General features: G+C 41.5%; 18 protein-coding genes. 8 read left to right on the plus strand and 10 right to left on the minus strand.

Features of this window, described 5'->3' with window-relative positions:
• Nucleotides 1-109: 109 nt before the first annotated feature.
• From NXV01_RS03705 to NXV01_RS03715, 3 genes are read left to right on the plus strand one after another with little or no spacing between them, the layout of a single operon-like run.
• Nucleotides 110-871 (plus strand): sulfatase-like hydrolase/transferase, encoded by a 762-nt coding sequence (locus NXV01_RS03705; RefSeq protein ID WP_258978763.1) that lies wholly within the window; start codon nt 110-112, stop codon nt 869-871.
• Entirely contained in the window at nt 756-1,604 is an 849-nt protein-coding gene (locus NXV01_RS03710; RefSeq protein WP_259021738.1) for a sulfatase/phosphatase domain-containing protein, read from the plus strand. Before NXV01_RS03705 ends, NXV01_RS03710 begins: the two co-directional genes overlap by 116 nt.
• The gene (locus NXV01_RS03715; protein WP_259021739.1) at nt 1,597-1,731 is read left to right on the plus strand and encodes a hypothetical protein; all 135 of its coding nucleotides are present in this window, start codon (nt 1,597-1,599) and stop codon (nt 1,729-1,731) included. Before NXV01_RS03710 ends, NXV01_RS03715 begins: the two co-directional genes overlap by 8 nt.
• On the opposite strand, the gene NXV01_RS03720 is transcribed toward NXV01_RS03715, so the two are convergent.
• On the minus strand, nt 1,728-4,109 hold the full coding sequence (locus NXV01_RS03720) for a glycoside hydrolase family 20 protein (RefSeq protein WP_259021740.1): 2,382 nt from the start codon (nt 4,107-4,109) through the stop codon (nt 1,728-1,730). The genes NXV01_RS03715 and NXV01_RS03720 overlap by 4 nt on opposite strands.
• A 30-nt stretch (nt 4,110-4,139) precedes the next feature.
• Nucleotides 4,140-5,558 (minus strand): sulfatase, encoded by a 1,419-nt coding sequence (locus NXV01_RS03725; protein ID WP_148366854.1) that lies wholly within the window; start codon nt 5,556-5,558, stop codon nt 4,140-4,142.
• Between the two features lie 156 nt (nt 5,559-5,714).
• Between NXV01_RS03725 and NXV01_RS03730 the strand changes: the two genes are divergently transcribed.
• The 4 genes from NXV01_RS03730 (at nt 5,715) to NXV01_RS03745 (ending at nt 10,309) form a co-directional block, all read left to right on the plus strand.
• Nucleotides 5,715-6,584 carry an AraC family transcriptional regulator gene (locus NXV01_RS03730; protein WP_195648774.1) on the plus strand — a complete coding sequence of 290 codons (870 nt, stop codon included), beginning with the start codon at nt 5,715-5,717 and terminating at the stop codon, nt 6,582-6,584.
• Nucleotides 6,585-6,795: 211 nt separating this feature from the next.
• On the plus strand, nt 6,796-7,500 hold the full coding sequence (locus NXV01_RS03735) for a succinate dehydrogenase/fumarate reductase cytochrome b subunit (RefSeq protein WP_148366856.1): 705 nt from the start codon (nt 6,796-6,798) through the stop codon (nt 7,498-7,500).
• Nucleotides 7,501-7,537: 37 nt separating this feature from the next.
• The gene (locus NXV01_RS03740) at nt 7,538-9,517 is read left to right on the plus strand and encodes a fumarate reductase/succinate dehydrogenase flavoprotein subunit (protein ID WP_004324018.1); all 1,980 of its coding nucleotides are present in this window, start codon (nt 7,538-7,540) and stop codon (nt 9,515-9,517) included.
• A gap of 36 nt (nt 9,518-9,553) precedes the next feature.
• On the plus strand, nt 9,554-10,309 hold the full coding sequence (locus NXV01_RS03745) for a succinate dehydrogenase/fumarate reductase iron-sulfur subunit (RefSeq protein WP_004324019.1): 756 nt from the start codon (nt 9,554-9,556) through the stop codon (nt 10,307-10,309).
• Nucleotides 10,310-10,422: 113 nt separating this feature from the next.
• Here NXV01_RS03745 and NXV01_RS03750 read toward each other — a convergent pair whose 3' ends face one another.
• The 7 genes from NXV01_RS03750 to NXV01_RS03780 form a co-directional block, all read right to left on the minus strand.
• Complete coding sequence (locus NXV01_RS03750) at nt 10,423-11,265, minus strand: helix-turn-helix transcriptional regulator (RefSeq protein ID WP_259021741.1); 843 nt, start codon at nt 11,263-11,265, stop codon at nt 10,423-10,425.
• A 278-nt stretch (nt 11,266-11,543) separates the two neighbouring features.
• Nucleotides 11,544-12,521, minus strand: coding sequence for a fimbrillin family protein (locus tag NXV01_RS03755; RefSeq protein ID WP_259021742.1), 978 nt, complete (start codon nt 12,519-12,521; stop codon nt 11,544-11,546).
• 48 nt (nt 12,522-12,569) lie between these two features.
• Nucleotides 12,570-13,571 carry a DUF5119 domain-containing protein gene (locus NXV01_RS03760; RefSeq protein ID WP_259021743.1) on the minus strand — a complete coding sequence of 334 codons (1,002 nt, stop codon included), beginning with the start codon at nt 13,569-13,571 and terminating at the stop codon, nt 12,570-12,572.
• A gap of 9 nt (nt 13,572-13,580) precedes the next feature.
• The gene (locus tag NXV01_RS03765; protein WP_259021744.1) at nt 13,581-14,858 is read right to left on the minus strand and encodes a DUF3575 domain-containing protein; all 1,278 of its coding nucleotides are present in this window, start codon (nt 14,856-14,858) and stop codon (nt 13,581-13,583) included.
• 230 nt (nt 14,859-15,088) lie between these two features.
• The gene (locus NXV01_RS03770) at nt 15,089-15,577 is read right to left on the minus strand and encodes an HU family DNA-binding protein (RefSeq protein WP_148366861.1); all 489 of its coding nucleotides are present in this window, start codon (nt 15,575-15,577) and stop codon (nt 15,089-15,091) included.
• A gap of 395 nt (nt 15,578-15,972) precedes the next feature.
• Nucleotides 15,973-17,748, minus strand: a complete 1,776-nt coding sequence (locus NXV01_RS03775; RefSeq protein WP_259023429.1) for an oxaloacetate decarboxylase — start codon at nt 17,746-17,748, stop codon at nt 15,973-15,975.
• 234 nt (nt 17,749-17,982) lie between these two features.
• A complete protein-coding gene (locus tag NXV01_RS03780; RefSeq protein ID WP_164727300.1) occupies nt 17,983-18,375 on the minus strand; it encodes a hypothetical protein in 393 nt (130 codons plus the stop codon).
• 124 nt (nt 18,376-18,499) lie between these two features.
• On the opposite strand from NXV01_RS03780, the gene NXV01_RS03785 reads away from it, so the two are divergent.
• Complete coding sequence (locus tag NXV01_RS03785; protein WP_004322957.1) at nt 18,500-18,724, plus strand: helix-turn-helix domain-containing protein; 225 nt, start codon at nt 18,500-18,502, stop codon at nt 18,722-18,724.
• Nucleotides 18,725-19,223: 499 nt separating this feature from the next.
• Here NXV01_RS03785 and NXV01_RS03790 read toward each other — a convergent pair whose 3' ends face one another.
• A complete protein-coding gene (locus tag NXV01_RS03790) occupies nt 19,224-19,445 on the minus strand; it encodes a DUF4248 domain-containing protein (protein WP_004324036.1) in 222 nt (73 codons plus the stop codon).
• Nucleotides 19,446-19,653: the final 208 nt, after the last annotated feature.

The raw sequence follows: 19,653 nt of genomic DNA on the forward strand, positions 1-19,653 counted from the left end.
TGAATTAAGTGACCTTACGAATTTCTTCCCGGTTCGTTCTACAAACTTAATTCACGTCTAAAACATAATAAACCTTTTAAAGGTAACTTTAAATACAGCCATTGTCAACATGAAACAAATCATCCAACATTCATTAAATATCTGCTATCTCCCATTCATTTTTACGCCATTAGTCACCGGATGTCAGCCGAACACAGAAAATACTCCGAAGCATCCCAACCTCTTATTCATTTTAACAGATGATTTACAAGCTTCTTCTATTCATGCTCTAGGTAATAATGACGTGTGCACTCCTGCAATCGACAGCCTCATCGCCGCAGGTATCACCTTTACAAATACTTATACGAATGGTGCGTTGTGTGGAGCATTATCCATGCCAAGCCGCGCCATGTTGATGACCGGACGCGGAATCTATGATATTCAGGCGGACGGGATGAAAATTCCCGAAACACACACCACTTTCCCGCAACAATTCAAACGGAATGGTTACCGCACCTTTGCCACAGGAAAATGGCATTCGGACAAGGCCTCCTTCAACCGCTCATTTCAGGAAGGAGACAACATCTATTTCGGTGGTATGCATCCGTATGAACTGAACGGGCATTGTTCACCTCATCTGAACCATTACGACTCGACAGGCGTATATGGAAAAGAGACTGAATTTACAGGAAAAGAATTCTCATCAAAAATGTATGCTGACGCAGCTATCCGTTTTTTGCAAAGGCGTAAAGATGAAAAGCAGCCTTTCCTTGCTTATGTCGCATTTACTTCACCTCACGACCCGCGCAACCAACTCCCTGCTTACGGTCAGAAATACGCTCCGGACACTCTTAACCTGCCGGCCAATTTTCTCCCCCCGCCACCCATTTGACAATGGAGAGATGAACGTGCGTGACGAATTACTGGTACCTGTCCCACGGACAGGCGGGCAGATACAAAAAGAACTCTCCGATTATTACGGGATGATTAGCGAAGTGGATGTACAGATAGGACGTATTATGCAGGCATTGCAAGAAACGGGACAGGCGGACAACACGATTGTCGTCTTTGCCTCCGACAACGGTCTGGCAATGGGACGTCACGGATTACTGGGAAAGCAGAACCTTTACGACCACAGCGTGAAAGTACCGCTCACCCTTATCGCTCCCGCCTACAAAGTACAGAAAGGGAGAAAGAGTAACGCCCTGTGCTATCTGCACGACATTGCCCCGACACTTTGTGAACTGGCAAACATTGCCTTACCGGAAAGTATGACGGCACAATCTCTCTGTCATGTGTTGGAAGACTCTACCGCCACACACCGCAGCGATTTATTTCTCGCCTACTCCAACCTGCAACGGGGATTCGTCAGCGGAAAATACAAATACCTTATTTACAATGTAGGCGGAACAATTACCGAACAATTATTCGACCTGCAGAAAGATCCATCGGAACAACATAATCTATTACCCGGACAGGAAAAAACAGCGCACGACCTGAAAGAACAATTAGCCTTCCGTATGGAAGAAGAAAAAGATTTCTGCAACTTATCCGACTCCCACTGGTGGCAAGACGGGCACAAACTGACATTTGAGGAAATGCAACACTTATATATCTATGAATAAAACGATACTTACCGGTCTGTCGGCAGACTATGCCTGTAATAGCAACATCCGCCGACTGACAACTACTCTGCAAGCCAATGGCTACAGTACGGGACTTGCCGGAAGAAGTAGTAGTACTAATAACTAATAGATTCTTATTTCATCAATAAATAGAAAAGGGGGTTCGTTTTCACCGGAATGTCCTTTAGGCAAGCTTTTAAAAGGCTCCGCCACAATCTTTACATAACGCGCAGACGTTGCATCAAAAGAAAGCCGGTTCAGATCACTCTGTTTTTCTCCCATAGCGTCTGTCGGCGCATCGTATATTTGGCGGGATACTGCAGCATACTTCTCTCCATCCGTAGATACGAATACGGAAATAGACTGTGGCCCCATAATCCAGGCACTTAAATCAGTCAAAGCAGAGACTTCCACCGAAGAAATAGATTGCAAAGACTCCAAATCTATCACTACGCTCAGATCAGAGGAGTGGTTCCCTACCCACAAACCTGTATTATGAAAGTTTATGCTTCGGATTCCATCTACCAGTACTCTCCCATTTTCCCCCTGATAACGTTCGGAAGGGGCATTTAATAACCGGACAGGTCTGAATGTGGCTTTATTCACAAAGATTTCCTGACGCAATTCATCACTGGAAAGTCCGTCAGATAAATAGGAAACAGCCCTCAAGACACAACTCTTATCTATCCGGAAGGCAGATTTATATAAGGAAGAAGTAGATTTAATTGGTTGACTGCCATCCAACGTGTAGTAAATTTCCGTATTGGGCAAACTTTCCAACGAAATCTGCAAGTTCCTTTCTTCAGGAACGGACTGATAGGCTGCGGAAATAGTAAAAAAGTGATTCGCATGTCCATATCCCAACCGGTTATAACAATTCAGAAGACCGGGCAAACGGTGCAAGAAATGATCGTAAGTGCCACGCCTCCCTTCACACCATGCAGCTTCTGCAAAAGCAGCCAGACGCGGAAGGAGCATATAATCCAATAATGAGTCATTGTCGATAAATGAAGTCCACAAACATGCTTCCGCCCCTAGCACTCTTTCCTTTTCGGTCGTTGAAAGTTGCAGGGAGAAAAAAGGAGTCTCAAATACTTTCTTCATCTCCACCAGTCCGCCGGTTGCACGAGGTTCCTGTTCCGAGTTTATTGTCTGATAATGATTCAAATACAAATGAGAATCCGCAGATACAATCACAGAGTGACCTTTGCGGAGCGCAGCCGTGGCACGTCCTAGCCCACGCCAGGACATAATAGTAACCTCCCTGCTCAAACTATCGGAAAGCACTTCATCCCAGCCAATCATCCGCTTTCCCAATCCATGCAGATAACCAGCTATTTCTTCATTAAAAGCACTTTGCAAAAACTCCTCTGCCGTATGCCGACCAGCATCTTTCAAACCATGTTTCGTGATTGCCTTCTGGCAAGCATCACATTGCTGCCAACGGTCTTTAGGCACTTCGTCCCCTCCGATATGAATAAACACCCCCGGAAATAACCCGGCAACTTCTTTCAAAACGTCCTTTACAAAAGGCAGGGTAAAATCATTTCCCAGGCACATCACATCTTTATGAACTCCACCAACTTCCGTAGCCACTTCATAATTCTTCTCCATACAACCTAATTCCGGATATGCCGCCAAAGCAGCCTGTGTATGACCGGGCATATCTATTTCCGGAATAATCGTTATAAATCTTTCGGCTGCATAAGCCACTACTTCTTTTATATCTTCATGGGTATAATAACCACCATATTTGTCCGCCCCTCTCCATGCACCGACTTTAGTCAGATTCGGGTATTTTTCTATTTCTATCCTCCATCCCTGGTCGTCCGTCAGATGCCAGTGAAAATGATTCAAACGATGAAAAGCCAATAAGTCGATATAACGTTTCACCTGCGCAACGGAAAAGAAATGACGGCTCACATCAAGCATGGCCCCTCTATATGACATGGAAGGATAATCTTCCAACGCCACAGGAGGAAAACTTAACTCCTTCCCCGATACGATTACTTCTCCTATTCTTTTTTCCTGTTCCGCCGGTCTTTCCCACCCAAGAAGTAATAACTGCCGCAACATCTGAACAGCATAAAACGCTCCCGCCAAGTCTGCCGCCTCGATAATCATATAATCTTCCGTAACTTCTAACTTAAACCCTTCTTTCGGCAGTTGGAAATTCCTTTCAAAAATAATTTCATTACTACGCTGCAGCTTTGAGAACTTTCCAATAGTCAACGGATATCCGGTACTTTCCGAGAGATAAGCAGCCAGTAAATCCGCAACAGATTTCCATTCAGGATAGTTCCCCGAATAAATCACCTTCGTCTGCTCATTCACGACGAATGGTCTCCCATCTTTTTCTACTATCGACACTGGTTCGGGAATCAAGTTCCGATAAGAAACCGATGCCACAGAATCCACCGTAAACAAAGAGAAGCCTACAAAAATGAATAGAAATAATGATATAGGTGGAAATAATGCACTCCGGCAGATATTGACTTTAACCATATATATTCTGAATCTATTAGGTTATCTTATCTACTTGGCAGCCTTATCCGACTTACCGGCTTCCCTTCGTGCTTTTCCCTGACGCCCGGTCAGATCATCTCCCAGTTCATCACGCCACACATCGGCCTCTCTCATCAAATCTTTCACAATTTCCGGGTACTGCGTAATCACATTCACACGTTCACCCATATCCCGTCTCAAATCATAAAGTTCGCACTCCTTCACTTCACCCTTTCCCAACGCTCCGGGAAGTCCGTCATTACCAGGCACCTGGCTGTCATAAGACACATATTTGTGAGGAAAAACCAGCTTATAACTTCCATCAGTAATAGCCTCCAGCGAATTCTTATGATAATAAAAACAAAGATATTTGCGGGCAGCAATCGTAGGATCAACCGTCAATGCTGGCAACATACTAATTCCATCTATTTTTTGCTTCGGTTTTTCAGCTCCCGCTATCTCAACCAAAGTAGGCAGAATATCGATATTGGAATATAAACTGTTGCACACTGTAGCCGGTTGAATCTTCCCTTTCCAATAGAAGAAACAAGGAACACGGGTACCTCCATTAAATGTATTCGCCTTTGCTTCCCGAAGTCCGCCGGACGACCCTGCATGATTGCCATAATTCGCCCACGGCCCATTATCCGAAGTGAGAATCACTATCGTATTGTCCTCTATCCCCTCCTCACGAATGGTTCGGAGAATCTCCCCCACACTCCAATCTATCTCCATCATCACATCACCATACAACCCCTGCTTGCTTTTTCCTTTAAACTTATCAGATACAGCCAAAGGTACATGAGGCATCGAATGGGCCAGATACAAAAAGAACGGCTTACTCCTTGCATTGCGATGAATAAAGTCGACTGCATAATTGGTATAGTCGGTAGTCAGCCTTGTTTGATCCGTATTATAACCGATAATATCATTCCCCTTAATTAAAGGCAGATCCGGGAACTTGTACTGGGGATGATGAGGCCACATATCATTCGAATAAGGCAGCCCATAATATTCATCGAAACCATGCTGAAGCGGAAGAAACTTTTTCTCATCTCCCAGATGCCACTTCCCGAAAATAGCCGTTGCATATCCTTTGTCGCGCAATAATTCCGCAACCGTTTCTTCCTCCGCACTGATCCCATAAGGAGAACCGGGATTCAGAGCGTAAGCAAATCCGATACGATTCGGATAGCATCCTGTCATTAACCCCGCCCTCGAAGCACCACTAATAGGCTGAACCGCATAAAAATTGTTCATTGCCATCCCATTGGCAGCCATCCAGTCAATATGTGGAGTCTGATAACCAACTGCTCCACGACAAGAGAAATCTCCGTTTCCAGCATCGTCCAGGTTGATAAGTATGATATTGGCCGGTTTCTGTGCGATAGCTTCGGCAGACAAAACAGCCATGCCCGCCATTCCTATTAATACCTTTTTGTTCTTCATAATATAGTTCATAATTTTAGTTATAAATTCATTCCACTATAATAAAGACAATCGTACAAAGCTTTCTACTAAAACATAAATGAAAGAAAGAATGTCATTTTCCGCAAAAAAAATTATATCTTTGTTCCCCGTAAATAACAATTCACGAATAACTTCATGCCAGGAGATTCATTTTGCATACAATATACCAACTGTACAGGATGTCCCAAAGCTGTTGAGAATATCCTTATATACAGAAACTTACCCAAAGGGGAACATATCCCCAAGGATAAGTGTACGCAGAATTGTATGCTTTTCATGATAAAGGGTGAGTTACTTATCAATAGTGAGGAGTATCCCGGAAATACACTGCGTGAAAGACAGTTTATCCTGCAAGCTATTGGTTCCAAGGTCGAAATACTAGCATTGACAGATGTTGAATACGTTGTCTACTGGTTCAACGAACTGCCTCTGCTCTGCGAAGACCGGTACAAGGAAATGATGGAACACACAGAGGTCCCGGTGACCTACACTCCACTGATTATGAGTGAAAGGTTATACCACCTTGTCACCAGCATGCCCGAATTCCTCAACGAAGAAACTCCTTGCGGCAAGTATATCGACTTAAAATGTAAGGAACTTGTTTTCTTGATCACCAATTTCTATCCTCTGCCCCAGCTAAGTTCATTCTTCTATCCCATCAGCACTTATACGGAAAGTTTCCACTATTTCGTCATGCAGAATTACAGTAATGTAAAGAATGTGGAAGAATTTGCGCATCTGGGAGGATACACGACCACTACCTTCCGCCGCCTTTTCAAAAACTTGTATGGCATGCCCGTATATGAATGGATACTGGAAAAGAAACGGGAAGGAATACTGGAAGACCTGCAACACACCAAAATGCGAATCACTGAAATCTGCAACAAATACGGATTCGACTCCCTGTCTCACTTCGCCCACTTCTGCAAAGACTCTTTTGGCGATACCCCACGCGCTTTACGCAAGAAAGCAGCCAGTGGTGAGAAAATCGGAAAGATACAATAAATAGTCCCATAATACCAATATGCCAATCAGTTGCGCCATGCGTGCATACTGGCTGGCATATTGACACATTAGCACATTGATTCATTATTAAAGAATTATTTCTTTAATTCCTTGCTCAATCAATCTATTTCCCCTATTTTTGCAGTCCGTAAGAGGTGTAAAACGTCGAAATTTTAGTTCTAACAATTAAATAATTTAAATTCAATCATTTATGTGGTTAAGTAATTCATCTGTAGGAAGGAAAGTGGTGATGAGCGTTACCGGTATCGCCCTTGTCCTGTTTCTAACATTTCACATGGCGATGAACTTGGTTGCGATCATCTCGGCTGATGGTTACAACATGATTTGTGAGTTCCTGGGAGCAAACTGGTATGCATTAGTGGCTACCGCAGGACTGGCTGCTCTTTTCGTAATTCACATTATCTACGCATTCTGGCTGACAATGCAGAATCGCAAAGCGCGTGGTAGCGAACGCTATGCAGTGACAGACAAACCGAAAACTGTAGAATGGGCATCTCAAAACATGTTGGTGCTGGGTCTTATCGTTATCGTAGGTCTTGGTTTGCACCTCTTCAACTTCTGGGCAAAAATGCAGTTGCCGGAACTGATGCACAACATGGGCATGCATGCTGACACACTGACACTGGCTTATGCTGCTAACGGTGCTTATCACATCCAGCAGACTTTCTCTTGCCCGGTTTACGTAGTTCTTTACCTCGTTTGGCTGTTTGCTTTGTGGTTCCACCTGACTCACGGTTTCTGGAGTTCAATGCAATCACTGGGATGGAACAACAAAGTATGGATCAATCGTTGGAAATGCATTTCTAACATCTATTCTACGATTGTTGTACTCGGTTTCGCACTGGTAGTAGTGGTATTCTTTGTGAAAACACTGATTTGTGGCGGTGCTTGCTAAATAGTAAATTGTAAATGATTAAATTGTAAATAATATTATGATCAAGATAGATTCAAAAATTCCAGAAGGCCCGGTGGCTGAGAAATGGACCAACTATAAAGCTCACCAGAAATTGGTGAACCCCGCTAATAAACGCCGTTTGGACATCATCGTTGTGGGTACGGGTCTGGCAGGTGCTTCTGCCGCTGCTTCACTCGGTGAAATGGGTTTCAGAGTATTCAATTTCTGTATTCAGGATTCTCCCCGTCGTGCGCACTCTATCGCTGCACAGGGTGGTATCAATGCTGCAAAGAATTATCAAAATGACGGTGACTCCGTTTACCGTTTGTTCTACGATACTGTAAAAGGTGGTGACTATCGTGCCCGTGAAGCTAACGTATATCGTCTGGCTGAAGTATCTAACGCTATCATCGACCAATGTGTGGCACAAGGTGTTCCTTTCGCTCGCGAATATGGTGGCACACTGGACAACCGCTCTTTCGGTGGTGCACAGGTATCCCGTACTTTCTATGCTAAAGGCCAGACCGGTCAGCAGTTGTTGCTGGGTGCTTACTCTGCATTGAGCCGTCAGGTAAACGTAGGTACTGTAAAACTGTACACTCGTTATGAAATGCAAGACGTGGTAATCGTTGACGGACGTGCCCGCGGTATCATCGCTAAAAACCTTGTAACAGGTGAACTGGAACGCTTTGCCGCTCACGCTGTAGTTATCGCTACCGGTGGTTATGGCAATGCTTACTTCCTGTCTACCAACGCTATGGGATGTAACTGTACAGCTGCTATCTCTTGCTACCGCAAGGGTGCTGTATTCGCTAACCCCGCTTACGTTCAGATTCACCCGACTTGTATCCCGGTACACGGTGACAAGCAGTCTAAACTGACTTTGATGTCTGAATCTCTCCGTAACGACGGTCGTATCTGGGTTCCGAAGAAGAAAGAAGATGCTGTGAAACTTCAGAAAGGCGAAATCAAAGGAAGTGATATTCCTGAAGAAGACCGCGACTATTACTTGGAACGCCGCTATCCGGCATTCGGTAACCTGGTTCCGCGTGACGTTGCCAGCCGTGCTGCCAAAGAACGTTGCGACGCAGGTTTCGGTGTAAACAACACCGGCTTAGCCGTATTCCTCGATTTCTCTGAAGCTATCAACCGTTTGGGTATCGACATCGTTCTCCAACGTTATGGTAACCTCTTCGATATGTATGAAGAAATCACTGACGTTAATCCGGGAGAACTGGCAAAAGAAATCAATGGCGTAAAATATTATAATCCGATGATGATTTATCCGGCTATCCACTATACAATGGGGGGTATCTGGGTAGACTACGAACTGCAAACCACTATCAAGGGGCTGTTCGCTATCGGTGAATGTAACTTCTCCGACCACGGTGCAAACCGCCTCGGTGCTTCTGCATTGATGCAAGGTTTGGCTGACGGTTACTTCGTATTGCCTTATACAATCCAGAATTATCTGGCAGATCAAATCACTGTTCCTCGTTTCTCTACTGATCTTCCTGAGTTTGCAGAAGCAGAAAAGGCAGTTCAAGCTAAGATCGACAAGTTCATGAGCATCCAGGGTAAAGAATCTGTTGATTCTATCCACAAGAAACTGGGTCATGTTATGTGGGAATATGTAGGTATGGGACGTACAGCAGAAGGCTTGAAGAAAGGTATTGCCGAACTGAAAGAAATCCGCAAGGAATTCGAAACGAATCTGTTTATCCCCGGTTCTAAAGAAGGCATGAACGTAGAGCTTGACAAAGCAATCCGTCTGTACGACTTCATCACAATGGGTGAGCTTGTTGCTTACGATGCATTGAACCGTAACGAAAGTTGTGGTGGTCACTTCCGTGAAGAATACCAGACTGAAGAAGGAGAAGCTAAACGTGATGACGAAAACTTCTTCTATGTAGCATGCTGGGAATATCAAGGTGACGATGAAAAAGCTCCGGTGTTGTACAAAGAACCGCTGGTATACGAAGCTATCAAGGTTCAAACCCGTAACTACAAGAGCTAATCGGTGAAGTTAAACATTTAAAAGAATTAGAAGAAAATGGATAAAAATATATCATTTACACTGAAGGTATGGCGCCAAGCTGGTCCGAAAGCTAAAGGTGCTTTTGAAACCTACCAAATGAAAGATATCCCCGGCGATACTTCCTTCCTCGAAATGCTGGATATTCTGAACGAACAGCTCATCAGCGAAAGAAAAGAACCGGTAGTATTCGACCACGACTGCCGCGAAGGTATCTGCGGTATGTGTTCTCTTTACATCAACGGACACCCGCACGGTCCTGCAACAGGTGCTACTACTTGTCAGATCTATATGCGTCGTTTCCAGGATGGTGATACGATTACTGTTGAACCTTGGCGTTCGGCCGGTTTCCCTGTAATCAAGGACTTGATGGTAGACCGTACTGCTTATGACAAGATTATGCAGGCTGGTGGTTACGTGAGCGTACGTACAGGTGCTCCGCAGGATGCTAACGCTATCCTGATTCCGAAGCCTATCGCTGACGAAGCTATGGATGCTGCTTCTTGTATCGGTTGTGGTGCTTGTGTAGCTGCATGTAAGAATGGTTCTGCTATGTTATTCGTTTCTGCAAAAGTTAGCCAGTTGAACTTGCTGCCGCAAGGTAAACCGGAAGCTTTGCGTCGTGCAAAAGCTATGTTGTCAAAGATGGACGAACTGGGATTCGGTAACTGTACAAACACTCGTGCTTGTGAGGCTGAATGTCCGAAGAACATCTCTATCAGCAACATCGCCCGCTTGAACCGTGACTTCATCATCGCAAAATTAAAAGACTAGAAATTGCTAGATTTCAAGATAGCGAGAGCTTAATTTGATTAATGACAGAATCCCCTGCCGGCTAGTCCGACAGGGGATTTCTTTATTAATAGATCACGACTATTATTAATAAATTACCATGAGCCATTTTTCCCACGCAAATTACGCGGAGAAGCACCGAATGATTTCTTACAGAAATTAGAGAAATGAGGTAAAGATTCAAAGCCATACTTATAGCATATCTCAGAAATGCTATAAGTAGAGTTATTCAGATCATCGAGGATACCCTCCTTGCGTCGTGCCAGTATCCATTCATAGACGGGTTCATGGAAAACATTATTGAATATACGACGGAATGTACTAAGTGTATATCCACCCAACTGGGCGAGTTCTTCCACCGTCTTTACTTTCTGATGGTTCTGGATAACGAAATACTGGAAACTATTGATGTATTTAGAGAGTGAATGCACCAAACTCGAGAGGTCATAATCAGAATAATAATACCCCAATACAAATGCCAGTTCTTTCCGCTTGAGAGACAACAGATCCCGGCAGACCTTTTTTTCTTTCAGATAAGTGATGGAACCATTCAAGAAGTATTCCAATTCTGGTATTATTTTTAATGGAGAATAGATAAGTGGGGGAGATACTTCTTTCATTATATGATCGAAACGAAAATCGCAGAATAGCTCCGGTTGGATGAAACGATATAAGATGCACTCACATTCTACCATAGCTAGCATCTCAAATACGGAGTCGATAGCTTGAAGAATAAATTCACCTTCTTTGAGCATGGTACCCGCATATTCCTTACTATTAACCAACATCTCCCCTTTCATTAGAAAAAGGATGAAGTTTTCCTCACATCTATGGGCTGCTTTATGAAATCCCCTCTGAAAGACTACATGAGTAATCGAATTGTCCACTGCTCTCGGACAAATTTGGCAATCCCAGTTTTTTTGGCAAGTAGATGGCATATGTTGGCGGTGTTTGTTTTTGTTTATGCTGCCAACAAAAATATATGAAATCTTTCAGATAGCCATAAAAAATGGGAGAAAAGTGAAAAAGAGGTTACTCAAGAAAAAGAGTACATACTAGTTTAACAAAATATATTTTTTAAGAAAATCGTTATATTAATAGTTTTATAGCAATGATACTAATAAAATCCTGACTTTTCACTTTTGAAAAGTCAGGATTTTATTAGATAGATATATCCTCACACAAAAATAAGATAATTTATTTTTTTACCAATAGTCTATGACACCTTATTAGTATCAACATTCGCAGTATTATCTTTAGAAGTCCACTCATCTTCCACCGTTCCTGATACCTTAAGCTCATCACCAGCTTTAAGGACTAGAGTATAAATATATTTTTCACCAGAAGACCAAGTTTCTGAAATTTTTGCTGTTTTTACCCCAGACTTAAATATTTCAACATTGTCTTTCTTGGCAGAAAATGTAACTTCAACAATAGCATCAGTAAGTTTCTGTGGCATCAGAATCATCAATTGATCTGTAGCTTCCAATGTTTTAGCTGTTGCATCCCCCCCCATAAAAGAATTATTATCAGCAAGTACTATCGAATAACTAGCCACTGAAGCGTCCTCAAGAGTCCAATCTTTCGCCTGATAACTATAAGTACCAGAATCCTTCAAATCCTTAAATGTAATATTAGTTACTGTATATTCTACATTTTTATCATCACCTTTCAACTTAAACACTACCTGAGTCAAAGCATGTTTAAATGTCAAAGAAACAGCATTGGCACTTTTAACCTGATCAGCTAATTGAGCAACAAGAAAGTCAGCTTGATCAGATATGTTACTGTTTACTTTATATGCAACAGTAGGATATCCCCCACCAGACGGATAAATATATTCTTTAGAATCAGGCAACACTGATGGACTATATCCAAAGAAAGCAACCTTACCTTCAGAAGGCCAATAAAATGTCTTTGAATCTGCCTCTGTCCAATTGGTTTGGTCAGTACTTTTAAAAGAGCCCTCAAGGATATTAGTTCCTCGAACCGAAGAACTATATGCATCTTCAGTATACGCATAACCAAACGCCCTAAACTCTCCAAACTTAGCAGTAACCATAGGCGTAGCTCTCGTCACAGCAGATGTCCCCATCTTTATTTCAGCTTTCTGTCCTGCATTATCAAACTCTTCGTTTTGTGAGCAACCCGTAATTGCTAAAGCAGCTGTTACTGCCAATAAAATCTTTTTCATAACTGTATTTTTTAAGTTCATAATATTATTTTGTTTACACTATTCATTTTAACTAACTGGTAACTCTACATTTCCTCCATTGCTCCAGTCATCAACACCTCCTTCAAAGCCTCCGCCTCCATCAGGGTTCGGCGGTGTCTCCGGTTTCTCCACTTCAATCTTATCATCAGGCGGTAGCTCAATCTCCGGTGGAGGTTCCAGTTTTCCATCCTCTCCTGTTCCGGTATCTTGAAGCGTCTCTATTATTTCAGTAACATCAATCGCCGCTTCCTGCACCGTATTGTCTGTTCTGATAAATTTCAAGATCAACTGAACATTTCCTATACCGCGGGAAGCTACATTTCCCGATCCTGAAATTCGTGTTGGCACTGACATTTCCTTTGCAGGTTTGAAAGCTGTGAAATACCCTACTACCTTATTAACTTCTTTCTTTACTTCGAAATAAATAGGTTGTGAGGAAGATGCTCCGTAACCTTTGCCTATCCGGTAACAGTCCGATAATCCGTTCACACATCCTATAATTGATGTTACGTATTCCAAGCCTTTAACCTCCAGTACAAAAGAAAATTTCTTCACTACCGATTCCAACTTCCAATCCAAATGAAGCACCTCTTCACTCTTCTTTATTTTCAGTTCATCAATATTCAATACATACAACGAGTCCGGTGATTGAACCATATTTTCTATTCCGGGAATACCCACTTCATTGCAATGTTCCGCATAGGCTTCTATCGTTTCATAGGACTCATCTCGCCTAAATCGCACAGATTCCGTGTTATAGTTGTAAGCTACTACCGAATATCGTCCCGGAGGAACTTTCATCTCTCCGCCTCGTATCGACAGGTACCTATCTACTTTCTTACCCTCTCCATCTATCGGGTAGAATATGACCCGAATCCCCTCCGGCAATTTGTCCGTTACCCCATCCCAATCCAATGATATTTCCACCCCACTTACAGGATAATCATCCAATATATCGCGACGGCTACACCCGTTTAGCACCAGTAGCGAGGACAGAAGCACAAGAAGTATGAATCTTGCATTTCGCATAACGCCCTCCTATCTCTTTGTTGTTATCAACCATACCAAAGAAACTTTTGCTTTGGTAGGACCAATAAAGTTATAACGCCCACTATTTGTCCATATAATATCCCCCTCATAAGGAGTATATTTCTTATATTCTGTTGTCAAATATCCTATGCCAAGACTGAATTCAAGGGAAAAGTGCTGTGCTAATTGCTTTGCATATCCATAAGTCACTCCAGCAGCTCCATAATACTTACCCTGATATCCATCTCCACGTAACTGGAAATCGTATATTCCACCTTCAGCATAAAGTCCAATAAAATGTCCGGTCAATCGGTTGCGTTTCTGCCGGTTTCCCAGCCAACAACGTCCTTCCATCCCTCCAGAAAGGAGCTGATAACAGAAATCGTGTTTACTATTCAGCCACCACGGACATTTATATTCAGTATTCAAAGACCACCTCTTACCTATCGGAATTTCTACTTCTATATTCGGCGCCAATGCCAAATCATATAATAGATTGTTCTTTACCGCAAGCACTGTTTTGCTTTTCACCGGCTCTTCTGCCTCCGACACATCGACCTCACAGGTCTGTTTTTCTTCACTTTCTCCCACAGGCTTATCAGGTTGATTCTTCGGAAGCGCCTCTTCCTGATTCGAAACAAACAACCCGGAGACAGAAGATACCGGTTCAAAAGCCTCTCTATCTATTATCGTGGTTTCCCCGACAATCATTATAACAGACCGCCTCAATTCCGGAAATATATTGCGAACCATATATCGGTAGGCGGCTCCCCGATTTAGCTTTCGCAACAGTTGCTTTCTTTTGGTGATATCATCCTTATGATAGTCGATCAACATCAGCACTTCTTCCCGGTCGGGTAAGTTGGTGTCAGATGCCACCAACTTACGAAACTCCAACCAATCCTCTCCCTTTGAACAAAAATGAATCTTATCAACATTATTAACTAATTCATATCGCCGCAGGAATTCCTTTATCGAGTCATTTCTCTTAGTAACCAAACTTTTATTATAAAACTCGTCACCATCAGGAGAAACAAAACTCACTACATTTAACGATGTTATATTTTTCGTATCCGAGTTTCCGGACAACAAGGAATCCAATGCAATAATTGCCTGATTATTACCCTTATAACAAGGATCCACATTCGTCTTATTCGCATCGAAATATATCACCACCCGGCGGATTGTATCATTTACAACAGTAAAAAATGGTACCGCAGCATACCCACTTTCTGAAAGGCTTAATAAAACCATAAGAATAGCCAATATATAGATACCATGTTTCATTGTCGTTCGTTTCTGTTGACAAATATAGAAGTTAGAAAACAAATCAAACCATACTTTCAGGAGAAAAGACAAGCTCTGAAAGGTTCTGTGAAACGATTGAAACGATTTTGCAAGTTTGAGAAGTATAAAAGCAGAAAATTATATAAAAAAATGCACAGATTACCGATTAAGAATCGATTCTCTGTGCATTCACTAATTAAAAGCTTGCTTTCATACAAAGCCCAATCCAATTATGCAGCCGGGTCCGGTGCTTCCCCTTTGCCATCATCGCCCGAATCAGGGTTACCCCCATTATTCCCCCCATTACTACTTCCGTCCGTATAATCCGTTTCAATTTCCGCACGGCGGGTAATACTCATATCCTCCAGCATATTTTTGAAGATTTTCCCCGGATAGAATAAGATCTTTCTCTGAACGATCGACTTGGATGAGACCTCCTTTTCGTCATCCGTACTCTTAGCACGGATAGTAGGAGTGAAGATGCCAAACTCACCCATCTGTACGCTCTTTCCATCATCAATATCCTCCGCCATCTTATCTACCAGGCCACTGACAACCAAATCTACCACCTTACGATGGACACCACAAAGCTCACTCACTTTCCGACACATCTTTGCAAAATTCACCTTACCGGAACGAACCGATTTTGCCACATACTTTTCGTTTTTGTCCTTGTCAAAACCGAACACTCTTTTTGTTACTACGTACTCTAAACCCATAATTGTTAAAGTTTAATTGGTTAAAAAAATAAAGGTTATCTGTTTGCCATTCTCTTTGTTTGAATGACTCTGCAAAGGTATATCAACCGTGAAATGTCCAGTCCCCTTTTGTCTCCTTTATGTCTCCTTTCATCGTTTGGAATCAATTATTATCGGAAGAGAATATTGTTAGTTATCAATAGGATATATCAAAGAATTATTTTTTTCATAAAATGCGTATTTTCCATATTCAACACTCGAATTTACCAATGGATAGCCATCGAAATTCTAACAGATAAAAATCCTCCTATAACTTTTACACTGAATGCCTACAAACAAGTCAGGCTGCAACCTCATCACAGATTGCAGCCTGACTTATTTATAAAGTGACCTATAGTCTAACTCACATGAAAATCTTACGCAAAGATATCGCTCCGCAGAATATAACCGATAACGTCTCCCTTACGTACGGTAGCACCTTGCTGTGCACATATTTCCACCACCCGTCCAGTGAATCCGGTCAGAATCTTTTCATATTCTCCCCATGGAGTAGAAAGGTAACAAAAGACTTCGTCATGCTGATATTTACGTCCGATGAATGGCGCAATGGACGGTCCTTCCACGGAAACTTCCCAAAGCACCTGCCCGTTGTCGGGAGCAATAACCGGATCCGCCTTGGCACGCTTCAGCTTCTTGATATCTTCCTCGGAATAACCACTCTTTGCCATGGATGCATCCTTAGCATGTTGTAATTCATCTTCAAAACGTTTCTTGGCAACACCCGACTTATAATCGCGATACTGACGATCGTGCATAGCCAGTTCAAAAAGTTCTTCGTCATCCTCTCCATACTCCCAGCCATTCTCATCCATTTCCTTGCGATAATCATCCAGAGCATCCGGATAATTCAACTGCGGATCAGTATCGACAAACTCATATCCTTTAGACTTCGCCAATTCTATAATCTCCGTAGCAAGCGTACCCGGCAGACGTCCACTCTTACCCAGAATCATATCCCAGGTATGGTTGTCTATCATTGTCCAGCGCTCTTCCCCTTTTACCAATTGCATAAGATTCATCAATGCAACATTCTTCACATACTGACTGAAAGGAGTCACCAAAGGAGGATAACCCAACTTAGGCCACACATACTCCACTTCGTCGAAAAGCATTACCAGCAGATCGTCAAGACTAAGTTCAGGTTCGTTCTTACTCCGCAATATCATATTGATACCGGAATGTACCCCTTTCAAATCTGCCATCATAGACCCCATCATGCCACCCGGCAAACCACATTTCAACAAAAGTGAAGACATATATTTATTGGTAGGATCCATGAAGTAACCCAGAAAATCGTCTATGAATTCCTGCGTCATCGCGCGGGCTTTCATATATGCTTTCATATTGATATCGGGAACCTGGAATCCTAAATCTTTCAACATTGCCTGTACCGAGATCACGTCCGGATGCACTTTGCCCCAAGACATGGGCTCCATAGCCACATCAATGATATCCGCACCATTTTCGCAAACCTCGAGAATAGATGCCATAGACAATCCCGGTCCGCTATGACCATGATATTGTATCAATACATCCGGATGTTTTTCCTTGATAGTCCTGACCAGTTGCCCCAACATACCGGGGCGACCGATACCTGCCATGTCTTTCAAACATATTTCAGGTGCACCGGCCTCAATCAGCTGATCGGCAATCCGGGCATAATACTCAACGGTATGTACCGGAGAATATGTGATGCAAAGAGTTGCCTGCGGAATCATGCCTGCTTCCAAAGCATATTTAATGGAGGGAATTATGTTTCTCGTCTCATTCAGTCCACAGAAGATACGGGTGATATCCACCCCTTGTGCATGCTTGACTTTATACATCAATTTACGCACATCCGCCGGAACGGGATACATACGCAATGCATTCAATCCACGATCGAGCATATGCGTTTGAATGCCCGCTTCTCTAAAAGGTGCGGTAAAAGCACGGACGGCTTTATTAGGATTTTCACCGTACAATAGATTCACTTGCTCAAAAGCACCTCCATTCGTTTCAACTCTTGTAAAACAGCCCATTTCAACAATCAATGGAGCTATACGTACAAGCTGGTCAACCCGAGGCTGATACTTACCGGAAGATTGCCACATATCCCGATAAACAAGACTGAATTTGATTTCCTTTTTCATCATAGCCAATAATAAGTGATTTTTTCTTTGGTTAACTTCACATATACAAATATAAAGGTTTGTTTTGACATATAGTCAAAAACAGGCTTTAAAAAACGGGTAAAAATAGATGTTTTACATCATAATGAAAGCAAAACACTACTACACACATCTTAACAGTATAAATAACAAATCAAATTGTCTAATGTTCAAAGATATATCCCCTTAAGAATCCAAAGACTTCACAAAGTTCATTCATACTAAAGTTTGCACGAATGCAAATCGCTTTTCAAAGTCATCATTCGGTATAAAAAGGGTAAGATAACCATCAGGCATAATCCATCTATCACGGAGTTTATCATATTCAAAATTACTATTGCAATAATTAATATAAGATGTTATATTAGTGGAGTCATTAAGATAAAGAATAGATTTATTACAGATATCATTTTCCAAAACACAAACTAAGACAGCATTGTCCACTACAATCTCAATGCCTTTACTCGCTTCCTCCTTAAACAAGTATTCATATATACACATCTCTTTTTTAAAAAATAATCTTTGAATGCGGCTACTTGTATTAGTGAGCACGCTTCTTCCCACATACAGTAAATTTTCAAAGTGTGAATGCAATTTAAGAGTATCCATTTCATCATTTTTTTATTGTTATTACTTTGCTAAATATTTTATGTTCAACACTAAAATCCACAATACAATCATATATGATTGTAGATATGCAAATATAAATACTTTTCTTTGAAAACAATCATATATGACAGAAATTATGCTCGATAAACAAAAAACATTAAATGAGATAGGTACTAGAATTAGAAGATTACGAGAAAGTAAGAATCTATCTATTCAAGAGTTTGCAGATAAGCTTGAAATAGAATACAATAATGTCATTCGAATAGAGAAAGGAAGAACAAACTTCACTATTGGTACTCTTGTAAAAATCGCTAATACATTAGAGGTAAATTTAAAAGATATAGTATAGTCATTAAAGATAATGATATGTGGCTATATACTTTATTATATATAATCATTTGTACAATAAAGTATATAGCTGCCTAAATTTCAAGCAAACTTATTAAGTCTTAGTTAAAGCTCCACAATTTCTCAACAAGGAAGTTATTTCAAAATACAGCTCAAACACTACTACCAACATTACCAGTTTGAGAAACATATTATCACAAGTTCCATACTTGTTAGATAAAACGCCCTCAAATGTCACAATTATTAACCACACAAAGAATTCAATAAAGAAACTTCTCATACTGTTCATTTCAGGACACCGAAAAAAGTTTATCTTTTCTGCATAAACAACTTTTGAGTTTCTAATAAATTCTTAAGGAGTTTATTAAAAACGGTATCCAAGTTTATTAAAAACCCGAATGTAGCTTTCAGAAGGATTTACATTGAATTTATGCAACAAAAAAGGCTGCAAACCCTATAAAAGGTTGCAGCCTCAAGCTTTTCATCGGGTCGTCTATACCCTAATCCTCATAAGGATCTCCTAGATGTTTTGTTATAATCTTATACTGTTTCATCGTCAGATAACGATGATTATACGGCATATAACCGGTCGGTACAAGCTCTTTGGTCAACGGGTTACAGTCTTTAATCCATCGGCTCAGACAACGCACTGCATTTTTACTGGTCGTACATCCGGGGAAGTACAATGCAGCTAATACAGCAAAAGATAAGATTCGTCTCATTTCGTTTTTAAAGTTTTAATTTGTCGTTTCATTGTTTCTTTCGTACTACAAATATACAACATCAAAAAGCGTTTGTCAAGTCATTTGGGATTTTGCCGTTAATATAAAGAACTATTTATCCATACAAAGTTAATTATCAACCAATTAAGCCATCATTTTATTTTTCCAATATTTGACATTGCAATTATTGCACAGCACTTATAATATA

This window comes from Bacteroides sp. BFG-606, from assembly GCF_024788145.1.
In the GTDB taxonomy this organism is placed as follows: domain Bacteria; phylum Bacteroidota; class Bacteroidia; order Bacteroidales; family Bacteroidaceae; genus Bacteroides; species Bacteroides vicugnae.